Annotated in this window: 16 protein-coding genes; 14 read left to right on the top strand and 2 right to left on the bottom strand. The window is 69.4% G+C overall.

The features are described from left to right. Positions 1-2: 2 nt before the first annotated feature. The 13 genes from ABH933_RS10130 (at position 3) to ABH933_RS10070 (ending at position 14904) form a co-directional block, all read left to right on the top strand. The gene (locus ABH933_RS10130; protein ID WP_429416294.1) at positions 3-887 is read left to right on the top strand and encodes a MinD/ParA family ATP-binding protein; all 885 of its coding nucleotides are present in this window, start codon (positions 3-5) and stop codon (positions 885-887) included. Then, positions 884-1558 carry a hypothetical protein gene (locus ABH933_RS10125; RefSeq protein ID WP_429416291.1) on the top strand — a complete coding sequence of 225 codons (675 nt, stop codon included), beginning with the start codon at positions 884-886 and terminating at the stop codon, positions 1556-1558. The genes ABH933_RS10130 and ABH933_RS10125 overlap by 4 nt, the downstream gene beginning before the upstream one ends. A gap of 122 nt (positions 1559-1680) precedes the next feature. Next, positions 1681-1977 (top strand): hypothetical protein, encoded by a 297-nt coding sequence (locus tag ABH933_RS10120; RefSeq protein WP_215920884.1) that lies wholly within the window; start codon positions 1681-1683, stop codon positions 1975-1977. 44 nt (positions 1978-2021) lie between these two features. Further along, the gene (locus ABH933_RS10115) at positions 2022-2237 is read left to right on the top strand and encodes a hypothetical protein (protein WP_429416288.1); all 216 of its coding nucleotides are present in this window, start codon (positions 2022-2024) and stop codon (positions 2235-2237) included. Further along, the gene (locus ABH933_RS10110) at positions 2234-3061 is read left to right on the top strand and encodes a hypothetical protein (RefSeq protein ID WP_429416285.1); all 828 of its coding nucleotides are present in this window, start codon (positions 2234-2236) and stop codon (positions 3059-3061) included. The genes ABH933_RS10115 and ABH933_RS10110 overlap by 4 nt, the downstream gene beginning before the upstream one ends. Before the next feature lie 92 nt (positions 3062-3153). Then, positions 3154-4623 carry a hypothetical protein gene (locus ABH933_RS10105; protein WP_429416282.1) on the top strand — a complete coding sequence of 490 codons (1470 nt, stop codon included), beginning with the start codon at positions 3154-3156 and terminating at the stop codon, positions 4621-4623. Continuing rightward, positions 4620-6110, top strand: coding sequence for an SCO6880 family protein (locus ABH933_RS10100; RefSeq protein WP_429416279.1), 1491 nt, complete (start codon positions 4620-4622; stop codon positions 6108-6110). Before ABH933_RS10105 ends, ABH933_RS10100 begins: the two co-directional genes overlap by 4 nt. Before the next feature lie 6 nt (positions 6111-6116). Then, entirely contained in the window at positions 6117-9356 is a 3240-nt protein-coding gene (locus ABH933_RS10095) for a hypothetical protein (protein ID WP_429416276.1), read from the top strand. Positions 9357-9417: 61 nt separating this feature from the next. Then, positions 9418-9726, top strand: a complete 309-nt coding sequence (locus ABH933_RS10090; RefSeq protein ID WP_215920892.1) for a transposase — start codon at positions 9418-9420, stop codon at positions 9724-9726. Positions 9727-9790: 64 nt separating this feature from the next. Further along, positions 9791-11545 (top strand): peptidoglycan DD-metalloendopeptidase family protein, encoded by a 1755-nt coding sequence (locus tag ABH933_RS10085; RefSeq protein ID WP_429416272.1) that lies wholly within the window; start codon positions 9791-9793, stop codon positions 11543-11545. A gap of 125 nt (positions 11546-11670) precedes the next feature. Beyond that, positions 11671-12219 (top strand): hypothetical protein, encoded by a 549-nt coding sequence (locus ABH933_RS10080; RefSeq protein WP_429416269.1) that lies wholly within the window; start codon positions 11671-11673, stop codon positions 12217-12219. 37 nt (positions 12220-12256) lie between these two features. Next, positions 12257-14167, top strand: a complete 1911-nt coding sequence (locus tag ABH933_RS10075; protein ID WP_429416266.1) for a type IV secretory system conjugative DNA transfer family protein — start codon at positions 12257-12259, stop codon at positions 14165-14167. Then, positions 14164-14904: a DUF4913 domain-containing protein gene (locus ABH933_RS10070; protein ID WP_429416264.1), complete on the top strand. Its 741-nt coding sequence runs from the start codon at positions 14164-14166 to the stop codon at positions 14902-14904. Before ABH933_RS10075 ends, ABH933_RS10070 begins: the two co-directional genes overlap by 4 nt. Before the next feature lie 423 nt (positions 14905-15327). Here the strand turns inward: ABH933_RS10070 and ABH933_RS10065 are convergent, their stop codons facing one another. Together ABH933_RS10065 and ABH933_RS10060 are read right to left on the bottom strand one after the other, a co-directional pair. Beyond that, entirely contained in the window at positions 15328-15825 is a 498-nt protein-coding gene (locus ABH933_RS10065; RefSeq protein WP_245401543.1) for a hypothetical protein, read from the bottom strand. Between the two features lie 440 nt (positions 15826-16265). Next, positions 16266-17162 (bottom strand): peptidylprolyl isomerase, encoded by an 897-nt coding sequence (locus ABH933_RS10060; protein WP_429416261.1) that lies wholly within the window; start codon positions 17160-17162, stop codon positions 16266-16268. A 319-nt stretch (positions 17163-17481) separates the two neighbouring features. Here ABH933_RS10060 and hisS point away from each other — a divergent pair, with 319 nt between their 5' ends. Then, positions 17482-18759, top strand: a complete 1278-nt coding sequence (hisS, locus tag ABH933_RS10055) for a histidine--tRNA ligase (protein WP_429417763.1) — start codon at positions 17482-17484, stop codon at positions 18757-18759. The last annotated feature ends 53 nt before the right edge of the window (positions 18760-18812 follow it).

The following is an 18812-nucleotide window of genomic DNA, read 5'->3' as shown; positions in this document are numbered from 1 at the left end:
CGATGGGACAGGACTGGAGCCAGTGGCTCGACGAGGCGCCCGAGGCGGGCGACCCGGCGGGCTCCCGCGCGCGGGGGAAGGCTCCGGTGGTGCGGTTACGCAAGGGCCGTCGCGACGGAGACGGCGGCGACCCGGGAAGCTCCGCGCCGCGCCCGATCCTGGTCGTCGGTGGCTGCGGCGGCGCCGGAACCACCACGACCGCACTGGGTATCGCGGGTGAGATGGGCCTCGGCGGCGGTCCGACCGTGGCGGTCGACGCGACGAGTTCCGGGAGCGATCTGGCGCTGCGCGGCGCCGACGAGCACCTGAGCCCGATCAGCCTGCAGGCATGGCTGTACGGCCGCGGCGACGACGAGCCCGCGCCGCTGAAGGAGTGTCTGTCCCAGGCAGGTTCGGGCATCGGCCTGCTGTGGCGCGATGCCGCGCCGCTGCGGCGCCGCGCCACCTATCTGACCGTCGCGCGCGCCATCGCGGACGCGGGATACACCGCCGTCTACGACGGCGGCAGCCCCATCGCCGCTCGGCACCTGCGCCCGCTGCTCGAGGACGCCGAGGTCGCGCTGATCCTGGCCATTCCCGCACGCGCGGACGCGGCCAACCGGCTGCGCGTCACCCTGGAGTGGCTCGACGACGAATTCGGCGGCCACACCGAGGGCCAGGGCGGCGGCATCGTCGGCGACACCACGATCGTGGTCTCGCATCAGCTGCCCGGCGACGAGTCTCCGGTAGCCGAACATTTGCGTGAACATCTCACGGGCTGGGTCCGGGATATTCGTGAGATTCCCTACGACCCGCACCTCGCGCGCGGAGAACTGGTGCGACACAACGCACTTGCCACCGACACACGCAGGGCTTATCGCACGCTGCTGGCGGGGGTGGCATCATGACCGCGGCTATGAGGGAACGTCGGAAAGCATCGGAAACGCCCGCGGGGGAGCACCTGCCCACGGGCGCGGCGGGCGTGATCGCGCCGCCGGAGAATCGGCGCGCGCCCATCTGGGAGCGGCCGGTGCCGGGTGCCGGGCGCGCCCCCCTGGTGTGGTTGCTCGGTGTGCACGGCGGCGCGGGCGCCAGTACCCTCGCGCATGTGCTTGCGCCCGCGGCGGATTCGCACCGCCGCTGGCCCGGAGTCTTCGAGCGCGAATCCCCCTTCGTCGTCCTGGTAGCCCGCGAGACCATCTCCGGGCTCACGCGCGCACACGATCTGCTGCGTCAGCATCACGCCGGCCTGGCCGGGTCGTGCGAGGTGCTGGGCATGGTCACCGTCGCGGTGCGCCCGGGCCGCATACCCGCCGAGATCCGCCGGTACCGCGACGTGGTCGGCTCGCTGGCCGGCACCGTCTGGCAGCTGCCGTGGTACGAGGAATGGACCCTCGTCGAGCCCGATCAGCTGCCGGTGTGGTCGCCGGGCGATCCGCAGCCGCAGCAGCGCAAGCGGAAGGTCGATGTGCTCGAGTCCGTCCCGCACGAGGTGGACCAGCTGGGCTCGGGCATCATTGCCCTTATTCGTGAAAAGGTAAGTGCCGCTTCACAATACGAGGAAGAGGACACCCCGTGACAACGATGGCCCCCGCAGTTGTGCGCCCGTCGCGTTCTCACGCGCAGGGGTGGCATTCAGGTGTCGGCGTACGCGCGGTACACCGCTTTGTTTTCGGTTCACCTATTGGAGAAGGACGCTCGATGAGTACCATCCTGCTCGCTGTGCACGAGACGTACAGTGCTGTTCTCGCTCAGGTCGGGAATCCGACGCCCGAGGCGCCACCCGCCGCGGACAAATTGCTGAAATTGGTTCGTTACTTCACCTGGTTCGTGCTGCTGTCCGGAATCATGGGCATCACCTACGCGGGTGGCCGCTTTGCCTGGGAGAAGTGGACCGGCGGTGGCCTGGAATCACCGAAGATGGTGGCGGGCGCCATGATCGGCGGAATTGTCGCCACCAGCGCCGGGACCATCCTGAACGCCGCCATCGGATCCTGAGGGCGGGCCGCGGAGTGCTTGCCTACAAACAGATCCCATCCGAGGTGCTCGCGCCGATCATGCAGCTGATCGATTGGCTGTTATGGGTGGTGCTGTTGTTCTGCCTGGCCTGGATGATCGTCTCGGCCGGGCGGCTGTGGTCGGCGATGCGCTCCAGTTTCGGCGTCAACGACGCATCACACGGCATCGTCATGAGCCTGATCGGAGCGATTGTGGCCACCTCTGCGAGCGCTATCGCGCTGACCCTGCTTCCGACATGAAAGAGAAGGACGCGGACGAGGGCCGCGGCATCTCCTTCGGCGCCATCGCCTCCGCGGCGGTCCTGGCGCTGATCGTCGTGGTCGGGGTCTTCATGTATGTCACGCACGGTAATTCGCGCGCCGAGCAGTCGGCGAACGTTCCGGCGCCGTCTCCCGCGGCGGGTTCGAACGCCACCGGTTTCGCCGCGCCGGGGGTCGACCTGTTCGGCCGCCGGGTCGACATTCCGAACAATCCTGCGGGACAACCGCTTCCGCAGGACGTGAGCAAGCAGCACAAGCCGTCGGATCCGGACTGGCTGACCGCGGCCCCGCAGGGCACCACCGAAGCGCGCGGCTGGCAACGGGTGTACGGCGCCTCGGTGCCGTTCTCCACCAGCGACGGTCCGATCGACATCGATAAGGGCCTGGCCGTGGGCTTTTCGCACACCCCGCAGGGTGCGGTGCTGGCGGCGGCGCAGATCACCTACCGGCTCAACGCCCGGCCGGCCGATCGTGATCTGTACATGCATCAGGTGCGGGCCTCGGCCGCGCAGCTGGCGGCCTACGATTCCGCGCGCGCGGCCGGCAAGCTGCCCGCGCAGCAGCCCGAGCGCATCACCCGATATCTGGTGGCGCCGGACGCATTTCAGGTCGAGAACTATGCCGACGATATGGCGATCGTCCGCCTGGCCACCCGCGGCCCGGTGAACGACAGCAAGCAGTTGTGGGCGGCGATGCGGCTGGTCATGGTGTGGGACAACGGGGATTGGCATCTGAAGCCGACCGATGCCACCACCGATCAGACCGAGTACGTGGATTCGCTGGATGGGTGGACCAAATGGTGAGCACAGCGGTGAGCAGGGGATGTGATGAGACGTTGACGATGGCGGTAGTTGGTCCGGATCGATTCGCTTCTACGCAGGGAGGGGTGAACCTGATGCTGAGGCGCATCGTCACGATCCTCGCGGTGGTCTTCACCGTGACGATCGCGACTCCGACGGTGGCGTACGGCCAGACGTACGGATTCGACCAGACGTGCAATCAGATCTACGACGACCTCAACAACCTCGGATTACCCGGTGTGTCGCTCGGCGCGGCCGCCTCGGCCGCGTGCAAGGCGGGCAATGCCGCCACGCATCCCGGCGACGCCGCCACGGCCGTGCGCGACAAGGCGTGGGACTCGACCTTCGGCAAGGTGGTCGACTCGCTGATGAACGGCCTGGGCGAGGCGCTGATCATGGCGCTGACCTTCTGGATGAAGGTGCCCAACGAGCGCCTGAGCAACGGCGGGCAGCTGTTCGAGAAGATCAACGACTACACCTACGAGGTGCAGATACTGCTGCTGATCGTCTCGATCATCCTGTCCGGCGTGCGATTGGCCGAGGCCAGACGCGGGGCGGTGCTGGCCGAGGCCGCCGAATCGTTCCGGATGTTCGCGCGGGTGATATTCAGTTCCTGGATGCTCGGCGCGGTGATCGTCGCGGGCACGCAGGCCTCGGATCGGTTCTCCGCGTGGGTGATTCAGGACGCTACCAACGGCCAGGCCAAAAACATCGCCGAGCTGATGGTGAAAACCAGTAAGCTGCAGGCGTTCTCGCCCGGTCTGGTGCTGATCATCGCGATCGTCGGCCTGCTCGGCGCGCTGGCGCAGATCATCCTGGCCATCGTGCGCCAGGGTCTGCTGGTGGTCGCCGCCGGGGTGCTGCCGCTGGCCGCGGCCGCCTCGGGCACGAATCTGGGCAGGGGGTCGTATCAGAAGCTGCTGAGCTGGATCATCGCGTTCATGTTGTGGAAACCGGTGGCGGCGATCGTCTACATGATCGCGTTCCTGGCCGCCGGGAACACCGACGACACCACGGCCACGGCCGGGCTCCCGGATGCCGATCAGGCGCAGCGCATGCTCGTGGCGATCGTGCTGCTGGGCAGCGTCGCGTTCGTGCTGCCGACGCTGATGCGCCTAATTGCGCCGACGGTGGGCATGGTCGGTCAGGGCGGTTCGGGCCTGGGCGCCACGGGCGGCGTGGTCCTCGGCGCGATGGCGCTGGGCGCGGTCGGCACCAAGGCCGTGGCGTTCCGCGGCGCGGCGGCGTCGGGCTCACCCGGATACGTCGGCGGGGGACGCCCGCGGCCGCCGGGCGGCGCCGGTGGGCGCGGCGGCGGAGCTCCCCGTCCGGCCCCGCCGCGCGGTGGCGGCGGTGGCGGCGGTGGCAACGCGGCCGCGCCGCCGGGGAACGCCCAGGGTACGGGCTCGGCGCCGTCCGGTCCGTCCCGCGTGATGAACCGCATCGCGACCGCCCGCGCCGCGACCGCGCCGCTGCAGCGGGCCAACGAGGCCATGGGTGACGTGGCCGGTGACACCTGGGCGAACCGCTCGCCCGACCTCGGCAGGAGCACCATTCCACGATGACGACGACCGAAACCTACGAGCGGCGCTCGTACGGGCTCTGGCAGAAGCCGCGCAGCGCGGGCCTTTTCGGCCTGCGGTGGGGCGAGACGGTGCTCGGCTTCGTCGTGGTCATCACCGCCCTGCTGACGGCGCTGGTGGCCGGACCCAAACCCGCGTTCGTCGTCGGCGGCGTCGGCGTGGTGGTGATGCTTCCCCTGGTGTGGCGGTCCAACGGCCGCTCGGGCTACGAGACGGGATTGATGATGTTCCATTGGCTACGCGGCCGCGGCAAGGGTGAGCACGTCTATCGCGGCGGCCGGTTCTCCCGCATCCCCGGCGGCGTCGCGCGGCTGCCCGGACTGATGGCGCCCTCGAAGTTGTACGAGGGCATCGACGCGGGCGGCTACAGCTTCGGCATGATCCACCTGCCGCAGTTCGGGCAGTACACGGTCGTGCTGCGGGCGTGGCCGCAGGGCCACGAGGCGGTCGATCAGCCGGTGATCGACCGCTGGGTCTCAGCCTGGGGCACCTTCCTGGCCTCGCTCGGGCAGACCTCGGACATCATCGCGGTCGTCCCGGTGATCGATACCGTCCCCGAGACCGGAAACCGTTTGCTGACAGAGGTTTCCACCATCACCCACCCCCAGGCCCCGGACCTGGCGCAGCAGGTGATGTACGAGCTGGCCACCGAATTGCCGCAGGAGCGTGTGCAATTGCTGCCGCGGGTGGCGATCACGTTCAAAGCCACCACCGCCGAGCGCCGCAAGAATCCCGCGGAGGAGGCGGTGGAGATCGGCCGGCGGCTGCCGGGTATCTGCGCGGCGCTGGCCGAGGCCGGCGTGCGGGCGCAGCCGATGTCGGCCGACGAGGTGATCGGATTCATCCGGCGCTCGTATGATCCTGCGGCGCAGGCGGATCTGGAGGTGGCCGCGGGCGAGCCGGGCGGGCACGGCCTGGACTGGGCCGATGCCGGACCGGTCTCGCACGAGGAGCGCTGGGATCACTTCCTGCACGACGGCGGCCGGTCGGTCACCTGGGAGATGGACACCGCCCCCGAGGGCGCGGTGGACGAGCGGGTGCTGCAGCGGCTGCTGGCGCCCAATCCTGAGGTGCCGCGCAAGCGCATCGCGATCGTGTACCGGCCGCACTCGGCGGCCGATGCCGCGGAGATCGTCGACGACGACTACAAGAACGCGCTGGTGGCGCAGCAGAGCGAGCGCGGTGTCGTCTCGGCGGCCGCGACGCTGCGGGTGGGCGCCACCCAGCAGGCCCGGGAGGAGCAGGCCCGGGGCCACGGGGTGACCCGCTTCGGCGCGCTGGTGACCATCACCGAACCCCTGCGCGGGGATCTGCCGCGCATCGAGGCCATCACGCGCGATCTGTCCACGCAGGCGCGCTTGAAGATCCGGCGGTGCTACCGCTACCAGGCGGCGGCCTTCGCGGCCTCGCTCGGGTGCGGCGTGATCCTGCCGGAGCACGCGACCATTCCGAAAGCATTGGCGGGGTGAGCTCGCATGGCAGGTGACGACGGCGAGGCGCCGATCCGCTCGCGCGGCGCGCCGCCTCGCTACCGCGAGCGGGTGGTGGATACGGGCAATCCGATCCCCACCCGGCGCGGGTCGCGGCGTGAGGACGAGTGGGGAGTCGAGGCGTACACGCCCGGACAGCCGCGCACAAACATGCCTGCCGACTGGGACGACGCCCCGCTGCGTCCGCGCCGTGAGCGGGGCGAAAGCGCCTCGGGCCGAGGGCGTTCCCTGGACGCGCAGCGCGATGCCGGCGCGCGTGCGGGATCCTCGGAGACAGGCCCGCGCCGGGATGCCGAGAGACACGACCGCATTGCCGCCGAACGGGAATCGAACGGTCGCGGCCGCAGCGGTGCGACGGGATCCCGTGCCGGGCAACGCGACACCGCCGAGCGCGGAGCCGCCGAGACGCACCGGTACGGCGCGCGGCGCGAGGGAACCGGTCGCGACCGGTCCGATTCACCTGCGGCGCAGCCGGATCGGTCCGCGAGTGCCCGGAGGCCGCGCCGCGAGGTCTCCGAGGCCGACGGGATCGCCTCGGGTACAACGCACCACGAGGAACGTGCCGGATCGGCCGATCGCCGGTCGCGCCGCGATATCGCCGATCGTCGCGAGCTCGCGTCGGCGGCAGCGGATCCGGGACGACCGCAGGGCTCGGAGCGTCGAGCAGGCGATCGCCGTACCCCCGGCTCCGACGCCCCGAGCCGCGGCGATCAGGGGCCGTCCGAACAACTCGCGCTCGAATCCGGTTCTGCCCGTGAGCAGCCCGCCGAATCGGTGAGTACGGCGGTCGTGGAGACCGCGCGTCCGGACGCGCGGCGCGATACGCAGGCGCGGAACGGATCCGAACCGGAGGATGCGGCGACGGCGTCCGGCGGTGTGCCGCCCGCCGGTGCCGCTCGTGGCGGGGGGCGGGCCGAGGCACCATCCACCGGTGTGCGCGGTGGCCAGGAACGGCGCGGGAGAGGGTATGAGCAGATGCGGGACGGGCAACCGGGGCAGCGTCAGCGCTCGCCGCGCGACCAGGCCGATCGACGGGCACAAGAGCCGGATGCGCTGTCCGGCAACGGTTCCCGGCGATCCTCGCGCGGCCGAGGTGAGCGGGCCGACGCCGAACATCTTACTCGCAACCGGGCGCCGGTCTCCGAGCGGAACGGGCGGCGGGTCACCGATCGCGACGGCGACCGGTCCCGAACGGATTCCCGCCGGTCCGGTACGAGCGGGCGCAACGGCTCCGGCGCGGCCGGAAGGAAGCAGGGTCGCACGGGAAAGAACGCCAAGCAGCGTCAGCAGGGCCCGTCGCTGCTGGACGACATCACCCGCGCCCGGCTCGAGGCCACCGCGCGCGAGGGCAACGGCCTGCGCGCGGCCTGGGCGGCCTTCCGTATCCGCACCGACGACCTGCGACGGGTCAATGCGGCCGCCCGCATCGAGGCGGTGCAGGAGGACGGATTCGACCGCACGACAGCACAATTGACCGATCGCGGCTACCTGGGCGCGGGCGGTGGCCGGATGAACGTGGTCGGCCGCCCCGTCGAGTACCGCGCCACCACGGCGCAGGTCGCGGGCCTGTGGCCGTGGTCGGTCGGCGCGGGCGCCCCGCTGATCGGCACGCCGCTGGGCTCGCACCTGCACACCGGCGCGCCGGTCTGCTTCGACCCGATGAACTGGTTCATGCGCGGCAGCTTCATCACCGCGCCGAGCCTGTTCGTACTGGGCCTCAACGGTTTCGGTAAATCCTCGCTGGTGCGCCGGATCGTGCTGGGCGGCGTCGCGCAGGGGATCACCCCGCTGATCCTGGCCGACGTCAAGCCGGACTACCGCAGGCTGGTGGAGATGGTCGGGGGCCAGGTCATCGACCTGGGTTACGGCCACGGCAAGCTGAATCCGCTGGCGGGCGGGGTGCTCGGCATGATCGTGCCGATGCTGGAGGGGATGCCCGCGCTGCAGGTGCAGGTCACCCAGGAGCTGCGGGCGCGGCAGGTGACCTTGATCGCGGGGCTGGTGGAACTCGTTCGCGGCGCACGGGTCCGGGATTTCGAGGAGACGCTGATCTCCACCGCGCTGAGCATCCTGTACCGGCCCGGCAGCGGTTTCGCGCCGGAGAACCCGCCGATCATGGACAACCTGCTCGAGGTGATCGTCGAGGGCGGCGACCAGCTGATGCTCGACGCCGGCGCGGACACCCCGGAGGAATACCAGGAGTCGATCAAGGGGCTGCGCCGCTCGCTGCGCGCGCTCACCCAGGGCCCGTTCGGCGCGGTCTTCAACGGGCAGACGACCACGCCGATCGACACCACCGCCGTCGCGGTCTGCATCGACGTCTCGCACGTCCCCACCGGCGACAAGAAGCTCAAGGCCGCGGTCATGCTGGCCTGCTGGGCCGACGGTTTCGCCTCGGTGGAGGCGGCGCACGTGCTCGCCGACGCCGACCTGGGCGCGCAGCGCTACTTCCAGGTCGTGATGGACGAGCTGTGGCAGGTGCTGGGCCTGGGCGACTTCATGGTCGACCGCGTCGACGAGCTGACCCGCCTGCAGCGCGGCCTGGCCACCTCGCTCATCATGATCAGTCACACCATCAAGGACCTGCAGTCGCTGGGGTCGGAGGCGGCGATCGCCAAGGCGCTCGGCTTCCTCGAGCGAGCCCGCGCGAAGATCTTCGGTGCGTTGCCGCCGGAGGAGATCAAGCGCCTGGACTCGACGATCCCCTTCACCGCGGCGGAGGAGGAGATGGTGACAGGATGGTCCGCGCCGCAGGCCCTGACCGGCGAGGCGCTCAAGCCCGGCCAGACACGCCCGCCCGCGCCGGGCACCGGCAAATTCCTGCTGAAGATCGGCGAGGATCGCCGGCCCGGCATACCCTTCCACATGGAATTCACGATCTCGGAGAAGGAAAGCGGAATTCACGAAACCAACCAGCGTTTCAGCGAATTCAACGAACCCACCGCCCGGCGTGACGGCGACACGGCGGGTCCGGACGATACCTACAGCGTGGACAGCGGCGGCGACGGAAACGGCGGAGCCCGCGGTGACGGTCGCAAGGGCGGCGGCGGCGACGGAAACGGCGGAGCCCGCGGTGACGGTCGCAAGGGCGGCGGCGGCGATGACGCAAACGGCGGAGCCCGCGGTGACGGTCGCAAGGGCGGCGGCGGCGATGACGCAAACGGCGGAGCCCGCGGTGACGGTCGCAAGGGCGGCGGCGACGATGACGAAGGGAGTGCCGCGTGAGAGTCGGATACGCGGTGGCGCAGGAAAATTCGCGAATGCGGCCGTCGGGGAGGTTAGCCGGATGATGCCGCACAGGTCCTATCGCAGGGTGTCGCCGCAGGTGCGGCAGGCCGCGGTCGAGCAGGTGATCGCGCTGACGGGTAAGCTGCGCAGCGAATCCGAGGCGTGCCGGGTGGTGGCCGAGCAGATCGGCGTGCACACCAATTCGGTCCGCAACTGGGTGCGTGCCGCGGAGGGCCCGGGCCTGGACCGGATGGATACGAGCGCGCTGCGCCGCAAGGTGGCGCTGCTGCAACAGCAGCTGGCCGCCGCGGCGGAGATGAACCGCACCCTGGTCGAGACGCTCAACGACACCAAGCGCACCACATGATCGGTGCCCAGCGCCGCGCCGAACCGGCGGCCACATCCGGTCGGGGGAACCGCACGGGGGTGCGGTGAATCCGAAATCGCTGCTGTGGGTGGGCTTCGGGAGCGTGATCGCCCTGATCACGCTGATCATGGTGATCGTGCTGCCGTCGTCAGAGGACGACTGCGCGGATCAGCCGACGGTGTCGAGTAGCGGCTCCGCGACCCCGAGCGGGTCGCCGTCGGGAGACGCGCAGGCGCCCGATACGGCCGCGCCCGGTAGCAGCGTGGCGAATGCGCCCGCGGCAGTGACGAATACGCCCGGCCAGCCGGCGCCGACCACACCGCGGGCCGCGGGCCCGGTCGCGTCGCAGCTGCCGAATTCCCCCGCGGCGGCGGTGAATCCGCGAAACGATCAGCCCCAGGCGGCGGCAGGCGTCCAGGCCCCGATCCACCGGACCTGGCCGCTGCCGCAGGGCACGTTCTACGTGTCGGATCCGTTCGGCGCCCGCGGCGGCACGCACCTGGGCGTGGACCTGGCCGCCCCGGACGGCACGCCCATCTACTCCGTCGCCGACGGCACCGTCGTAGCGGCCGGTCCGGCTTCGGGATTCGGCAACTGGATCGTCATCGACTCGACCGATGTCAATGGTCGTCCGTTCTCGGCCGTGTACGGGCACGAATGGACCAGCGGGGTGCGGGTGCACGTCGGCCAGACCGTGCGCGCCGGTCAGCAGATCGGCGCGGTCGGCTCGGCCGGTGAATCCTCGGGCTCGCACCTGCATTTCGAGATCGTGCCGGGCGGGCGGCTGACCGGTGGCAAGCAGATCGACCCGCTGCCCTGGCTCGACGGCGCACCCACCCCGCAGGCCAGCGGTGGAGCGTGGCCGAATTCGGTGAATCCGTTGTGCAGCCGCGGTTTCGGCACCGCGGGGGGCGCTCTCGCCGATGGCACGGTGCCCGCGGACCTGGAAATCTGGTATCGCCGTGCGGGTTCGATCTGCCCGGAGATCACCCCGTCGCTGCTGGCCGCCCAGGGGCGGCAGGAATCGGGCTTCCAGCGCGGGCTGACCTCGCCCGCGGGCGCCGAGGGCCTGGCCCAATTCCTGCCCGGCACAGCGGCATCCATCGATCCCGACGACGGCAGGCCGTTCCTGCTCGACGTGGACGGCAGGGGCTCGCCCAGCCTGTGGGACGACGGCGATGCGATCATCGCCCAGGGCCGCTACATGTGCTCGCTGGCGCACCGAATCGAGGGCTGGATCGGACAGGGCAAGGTGCACGGCGACGTCGTGCCGCTCGCGCTCGCCGCCTACAACGCGGGCGAGGGCGCGGTGCTGGCCTCGGGCGGTATGCCCGACCAGGTGCCCGCGCACTTCACCGAGACCCAGCCGTACGTGACGAATATCCTCTCGATGGAGCCGCGGTACCGGGCGCCGGGATCGACCGGCCGGTTCGAACCCGGCACGCAGTCGGGCGGCGACGCGGTCGTGCAGGCCGCGGAGCAGTGGGTCGGCACCCCGTACGTGTGGGGTGGCGGCGGCCCGGCCGGGCCCACCGACGGCGGGCTGGACGGTCCGGGCCTGACCTCGGCGGCCGTCTTCGCGGCCTCCTCGGGACAGGTGAACCTGCCGCGCACGGCCGAACAGCAGTGGGAGATGGGTGCGGAGGTTCCGTTGCGCTCGGCACGGCCGGGTGATCTGGTGTTTTCGCGGTTCGGCCGGCGCGGCCCGGCGCAGGTGGGCATTTACCTCGGCAGCGGCCGGATGCTGCGGGCCGCCGATCCGTCCGGGGTCGGTCAGGCGCAGATCCCCGGCGATGCCCGGATGCGGAGGATGATGTGAACGACGGACCCACCGGACACGCCGAGGTAACCGACGCGCCGATAGCTGCGAACTGTCGGTCCCTCCCGATAGCCTGGATACATGGTCTGGCACACCGTCTTCGGTGGCCGGGCGGCAGGGCCGTGGTGGCCGGTCGAGATGCGAGTCTGGTGGTGATGCTGGTGGTGAGCGTTGCGGTGTCGGCCGCCGCGTGCAGCAGCGGCGGCTCGGGGTCCGATTCCGTCCAGTCGCCGACCTCCACCGTGCGGCAGCTGGAGGCGGCTCCGCCGCCCGATCCGAGCACTCCCGACGGCGTGGCGGTGGCGGCGTTGAAGGAGATCTACACCTGGTATCCGGCGACGGAGACGCAGGGCGGGGCATTGTCCCGGGCGCGCAAATGGCTGGGCCCCAACCTCATTCGCACCCTGGATACCCCGACCACCGCGGCCGAGATGCCGAAAGCCTCGCTGCAGTGGGCGGAGTGGGCCAAGGCCGGGGTGAAGGTCGAGGCCTTCGCCTTCGCGTCGGGAGAGAAGGCGCCGGACACCGGCGATCCGGATCACCAGCAGTACAAGATTGGAATCGAGCAGAGCGCCGTCTACCCCGACGGTCATCGTGAGGCGCTACCGCCCGCGACGGTCATCGCGACCGTCGTGCGGACGGCCGGCGGCTGGCGGCTCGACGGATTCCGTTGAGCGGCACCAACGTCAACGGTCACCCCAGGAGGCGGAGATGGCGAAACCGGTAAAGGACCCGGCAATACCGGGTCCCGATGTCACCCTGATTTTGGTCTACCTCGGCTTCGCGGTCTTCGGAACGCTGTGGGTGGCACTGCAAGTGGGCAACATGCTGTCCACACCCAAGCAGACCCTCCCCATCAATCCGATCGCGCTCGGGATCGGCCTGGCGAAGGGCAAGCTGCGCTGGCCCTTCCCCGCCACGGTGATCGTGATTCTGGTGATCGTGCTGTTGATCGGGTACCTGATCGTACGCGCGGAGCTGAAGAAGCGCGCCGGCCGCGGCAAGCTCCCGATCGACGCCAAGGCCCAGTACATGGGCCAGGGCGGCACCATCGCCGCGCTCACCGAGCAGGGCGTGCGGGACAAGGCCCAGCAGCTCGGTGTCGGATCCGGTTCCGGCGCGGAGCTGTTCGGCGAGATCGGCCGCAATCAGGGCCTGGGATACAACGATTCGCCCGGCGTTCCGATCGGAGTCTCGGTGGCAGAGGGCATTCCGCTGTACGGCTCCTACGAAGATCTGCACATCGACATCTGGGGTCCGCGCCAGGGCAAGTCGACCTCGCGGGTCATCCCGGCGATCCTGTCCGCGATCGGTCCGGTGATCGCCACCTCCAACAAGCGTGACGTGGTGGATGCGACGCGCGGTGTGCGCGAGCGCAAGGGTGACCCGCGCTACGTCTTCGTCTTCGACCCCCAGGGCGTCGCGCTGGACATCGACGAGCCGGTCACCTGGTACTGGGATCCGTTGCGCTGGGTCGACGCGCGCAGCCGCGGTTGCGAGATGCGCGCGGCACAGCTGGCGGGTCATTTCGCCGACGCCGACAACGGGCTGGACGGCAAGGGCGACAAGTACTTCGACGCCGAGGCCGAAGACCTGCTCGCGAACCTGTTCCTGGCCGCGGCCGTCGCGCAGCGCGACATCATGCAGGTCTGGGAATGGGTCACCAACCCCGGTCTCGCGGAGCCGATCGAGATCCTGCGACAGGCCAGCGCGTTCTGGGCCGGAGTGGCGGACCTGGGGCGTTCCGCATCGAGTTTGTCCTCCCAGTACAACGTCGATCCGCGCACCAAGAGCGGCATTTTCGGCACGGCCAAGAAGATGATCGGCTGCCTGAAGATGTCCAACGTGCACGATTGGATCACTCCGGGCGGCGATCGCAGGGAACTGGACGAACTGGAATTCCTCGAGCGCAACGGCACCCTGTACAGCCTCTCCCTGGAGGGCCGCGGGTCGGCCGCACCGCTGGTCAGTGCGTTGACCGCGGCGGTGATCGATGTGGCGATGCGCTCGGCCACCGGCATGCCGCACGGCCGCCTGCGAGTTCCGCTGCTCGCAGTCCTGGACGAGGCCGCCAACGTGGTGCGGTGGAAGGATCTGCCGAAGCAGTACAGCCACTTCGGCTCCCGCGGCATCGTGGTGATGACGGTGCTGCAGTCCTGGGCCCAGGGCGCGCGCTGCTGGGGCGAGGACGGGATGGAGGCGCTGTGGTCGGCCGCCAACATCAAGGTCATCGGTAGCGGAATCGACGACATCAAATTCCTGACCGAACGGTCCGAGGCGATCGGCGACTACGACTCCATCTCGGGGTCGGTCTCCGAATCCAAGGGCGGCAAGAGCTATTCGCGGTCATTGGGTTCGTCTCGCACCTTGAACGTGAACGCTCTGATCACGATGCCCCGCGGGCGCGTGGTCGTCTTCACCTCGGGCGCCCCGGCCGTGCTGGTGCGGACCGTGCCGTGGTGGGAGGGCGAGTACGCTGACGCGGTGCGTGAGTCGATCAAGCGCTACGAGCCCGGCGGTCGTGGGCGGACCCAGATGAGCGACCTGGTGGAGGAGCGCGCGCTCACCGCCGTCGATCAGACACGGCAGTACGGCCAGCCGGAGGAGGTCCAGCCCCTGTGAGTGCGCCGAAGGAGTCGCCACCCACTCATTACAAAAACGTCGCGGCGTTCGTCGACAACTACTTGCGCTACGTGTACCAGCGCCAGGTCACCGACACCACCGACGCCGTGTGGTGCCCGGAATGGTGGGAGCACACCGAGGCGGTGATCCGCCTCGACGCGCTGTGGCGGGCGTGGGAGCACTTCCGTCGCAATCCGCGTACGGGCCTGAGCATCTGGTTCGTGGATCATGCTGATCCACACATGGCCAAACTCCTGGACCCGGCCGGACCGTTCAAATATTGCAGCGCGCGGCACGGGCATCGAAAGCTGCTGGCGCCGTTACCGCTTCGCACGCCGCCGTCGGGCATGTTCGCCGAGACGAGCGATACGGTCTACCACTCGGTGGTCGAGTTCGTCGAGAACTACCTGAGCATGACCTATCAGCGGCAGGTTACCGACACCACCGAGACGGTGTGGTGCCCGGAGTGGTGGCAGCATCCCGAGGCGGTCGCGCGCCTGGATGCGCTGTGGCGGTCCTGGGAGCACTTTCGGCTGGAGGGCGCGACGGGCCTGAGCGAGTGGTTCCTCGACCACGCCGACCCGCAGATGAAGCAGCTGTTCGCGCCGACGGGGCCGTTCCGCTATTGCAGTGCGCGGCACGGCCACAAGGATCTGCTCAGCCCGCTCCCGATCGCCCAGTCCGAGCCGGGGATGTTCAGCAATCCGGAGGCTGCCGACGACGAATACAAGATCTGAACCGATTGCGTTGTGGGGGAAGGGTTTCGATTAGCGGTGCAGTCCCGCGCGGTCCGCTGGGGTATCCCGGCGCCGGCAACGGGCGGGAGAGCACGCGAACGTCGGTGTGCCGCGCGGGGAATGACCGGATGTAACTGAGCCGTTGGAAAACGCTGCGGCGTGGGCTCTTCGGCCGGTGCGTCACGGCGTTCGAGCCTGGAATCTGCCGACGGCGGCATGACGTTGATGTACGGCTGCGAGCGATCCGATCGGGCGTTATGCCGCGTCGTCCCGGACGGCCGCGCGTAACGGGTGGTTGGCCATGGAAACAGCCTGGAGCACAGGGCGATTCGCGCCGCGGTGAGATCGTGCAGGCGACCCCACCAGGGGCCACGACGAATAGAGCGTGTGTCTGTACGTGGCCTCGGTCGTGCGAGCCGGGACCTAGGTGCGCGTGCGCGCGAGCCCTCGGCCCTCGATCTCGCGAGCCTGATTGAGCCGCTTGTTGTCCTCGGGAACGGTGCGTACCGCCTCGGACGCGGGCTGTGCCTGACCGACCTCCATGAGCATCCGCACCGCGGCGAGTTCGGGTGCGACGCCGATGCGTTCGAGATGCTGTGCCAGGGCGCTGCGTCGTTCGCTGGAGTCGTACCGCAGGGGCGAGCGGGACGCGGCCTGTGCCTGTGCGGCGCTGCGTGCCTCGCTGGCGTGCTCGGCGAAGCGGTCCTTCTCCAGGGAGATGCCCTTTTCCAGGGGCGGCTTCTCCAGCATGCGCGACAGCTCGAGGTTGCGCGGGTCTTTGGCCTTGGCCTCGCGGGCCTCACGAAGCTGAAGTTCGCGGCCCTCCTTGACGCGTGCCTCGGTGACCTTGACGCGAGCCTCGGCCTCCTTCTGCCCTCGTTCCCGGGTGCGCAGCGCGACGAGAGTCGCAAGCTGCAACATTTGCCTCATAATCGCCGCTGTTTCGCGACCGATGTCGTCGAGTTCCTCGGCCATGGCCTGCTCCCCGATGCTGCAGTGAGATCACTATGGATGATTGTGGTGCATCGTCACGGACATCGCCACTGGAACGGTAGTTCGAGCGGCGGCGCCCCCGCCTGCATTCTGGACACCGGGAGCACTGCGTGAACAGCACCGCCGGGTAAGGCGGGGACAGCGCCACGTCGTGCTCCGTATTACGAGGTTACCAGTGAAAATACAGGGTTGCCTTACCCCCTGGGTACATGAAGAGCATATAACGCACATTTCCGGCGCATACACCGGAACCTTCGGATGTCTTTCACAAGGAGGATGCCCGAAACCGGATCTTCTATGCTCGAGCGACACGCGTGAAAGGCCTTGGGGCCGGAGCGAAACCCGCGATCTCCGCTCCGGCTCGGACCTCAGCTCACCGTGGCGGACTTGAAGGTGACCGACAGGTTCGGCTTTCCGCCGCCCGCGGAGTTGTCCATCGAGTGGTCGTCACCGCCCGCGGCGATCTTGTCCAGGGTCTTCAAGCCTGCGGCGTCGACGGTTCCGAAGATGGTGTACTGCGGCGGCAGCGGGGAGTCGCCGTCGATGAGGAAGAACTGGCTGCCGTTGGTGCCGGCGCCGGACGGGTCGGTGCCCGCGTTGGCCATCGCGACCACGCCACGCTTGTACAGGACCGGGTTCTGGGCGGCAGGATCGTCCTTGCCGTACTGGTCCGTCGGGTACTCGTTGTCGAACTCGTACCCCGGACCGCCCTTGCCCGTGCCGGTCGGGTCGCCGCACTGCAGCATCTTCAGGCCCTCGGTGCTGAGGCGGTGGCACGGGGCGTTGTCGAAGTAGTGCTGCTTCACCAGGCTGACGAAGCTGTTCACCGTGCAGGGCGCCGCGGCCGGGTTCAGGGTGATCCCGATCGGGCCCTGCGTGGAGTCGATGCTGACCTTGGGGCTGCCGGCCGTGGAGACGCCCGCGGTCTGCGGCTTGTCCACCTTCTTGGACACCTCGCCGCCGTCGCGATAGTTGCAGCTCACCGTCGCCGCGCGGGGATTCGGCTTCGGCGGGGGCGCGGCCTGGGGAGTGTTCGACAGCGAGGCGTCGGTGGTCGTGCTGCTGGCCGAGGCGGAATTCTTGCTGTTGTCGTCGTTATGGGTCAGGTAGTAGATCCCGAAACCGGCCGCTACCACGACGACCACGCCGAGCACGGACCCCGCGATGGTGAGCTGCTTGCGCCGCCGGGCCCGCTCGGCCCGCCGTGCGATCTGTCGCTCCAGCTTGCGTTTCGCCGCTGCCCTTCGCTGTTCGTTGCTCGGCACTACCGGTTCCTCCCGTATAAGGTCTGCGGTTTCAGGGCATGAGTCTGCCATTAAAAGCTGTGTCCATTGGCCCCCGCTCCGCTCCGGTCTGTTTTCGGCGCCCTGAGAATTAAAAACCTGCAGGTCTATCGGCTGAGCCTAGCGCTTCGCGGACGAGTCCCGGCCGGACACAGACGCTTCGCCGCCGGGCACGGCGGTGGTTGCGGCCCGAGGCATCGCACGCGGTCGAGCTCGGATGCGATACGTGACCAAGATCGGTTGGACCGGTCGCGGTATCTGGTTGGACTTGCCGCGGCGCGGTAGGGGAGACTGGACGATCGTGACCAAGACCAGCACCTTCAATGCCCCGAAGGGGATCCCGGACTACGTCCCGCCCGGTTCCGCCGAATTCGTCGCCGTGCGCGACGCGCTCGTGCGGTCGGCGCGATTGGCCGGGTACGGGCATATCGAGCTGCCGGTCTTCGAGGACACCATGCTGTTCGCGCGCGGCGTCGGAGAGTCGACCGACGTGGTCAGCAAGGAGATGTACACCTTCGCCGATCGCGGCGATCGCAGCGTCACGCTGCGGCCCGAGGGCACCGCGGGCGTGATGCGCGCGGTGATCGAGCACGGCCTCGATCGCGGCCAACTGCCGGTCAAACTGTGCTACGCGGGTCCGTTCTTCCGCTACGAGCGTCCGCAGGCCGGGCGCTACCGCCAGCTGCAGCAGGTCGGCATCGAGGCGATCGGTGTGGACGATCCGGCCCTGGACGCGGAGGTGATCGCCGTCGCGGACGCCGGGTTCCGGTCGCTGGGTCTGGACGGATTCCGGCTCGAGATCACCTCGCTGGGCGATGACACCTGCCGCCCGCAGTATCGGGAACTGTTGCAGAAGTTCCTGTTCGGGCTCCCTTTGGACGAGGAGACCCGTCGCCGCGCCGAGCTGAACCCGCTGCGGGTGCTCGACGACAAGCGCCCGGAGGTGCGTGAGCTGACCGCGGCCGCCCCGCTGATGCTCGACCACCTGTCCGATTCGGCCAAGGTGCACTTCGAGCAGGTCCTCGGGTACCTGGATGCGCTCGGCGTGCCGTACACGATCAACCCGCGGATGGTGCGCGGCCTGGACTACTACACCAAGACGACGTTCGAATTCGTGCACGACGGTCTGGGCGCGCAGTCCGGCATCGGCGGCGGCGGACGCTACGACGGGCTGATGGCGCAGCTCGGCGGGCAGCCGCTCTCGGGCATCGGCTTCGGTCTCGGTGTGGACCGGACCGTCCTGGCCCTGCAGGCCGAGGGCAAGACCGCCGCGGATCCGGCGCGCGTGGACGTGTTCGGGGTACCGCTGGGCGATGCCGCGACCCAGCGCCTGGTCGTCCTGGCCGCCAAGCTGCGGGCCGCGGGCATTCGCGTCGACATCGCCTACGGCGGGCGCGGGGTCAAGGGTGCGATGAAGGCCGCCGATCGCTCCGGCGCGAAATACGCACTGGTGCTGGGAGATCGGGACCTGTCGGCCGGGGAGATCGGGCTCAAGGATCTGGCCTCGGGCGAGCAGCGGCAGATCGCGATCGACGCGGTGGCCGCCGAGGTCGCCGCGGCCCTCGCCCAGGGCCGATAGCGGCCGCGCCGTGCAGTACAGGGAGGGCCGCCCCGAATATCGTGTCGCGCCGT

Origin of the sequence: Nocardia sp. GP40 (genome assembly GCF_050434125.1) — a bacterium.
GTDB lineage: Bacteria > Actinomycetota > Actinomycetes > Mycobacteriales > Mycobacteriaceae > Nocardia > Nocardia albiluteola.
The sequence above is the reverse complement of the archived record's forward strand: the minus strand, read 5'-3'. Positions and strand labels throughout refer to the sequence as shown.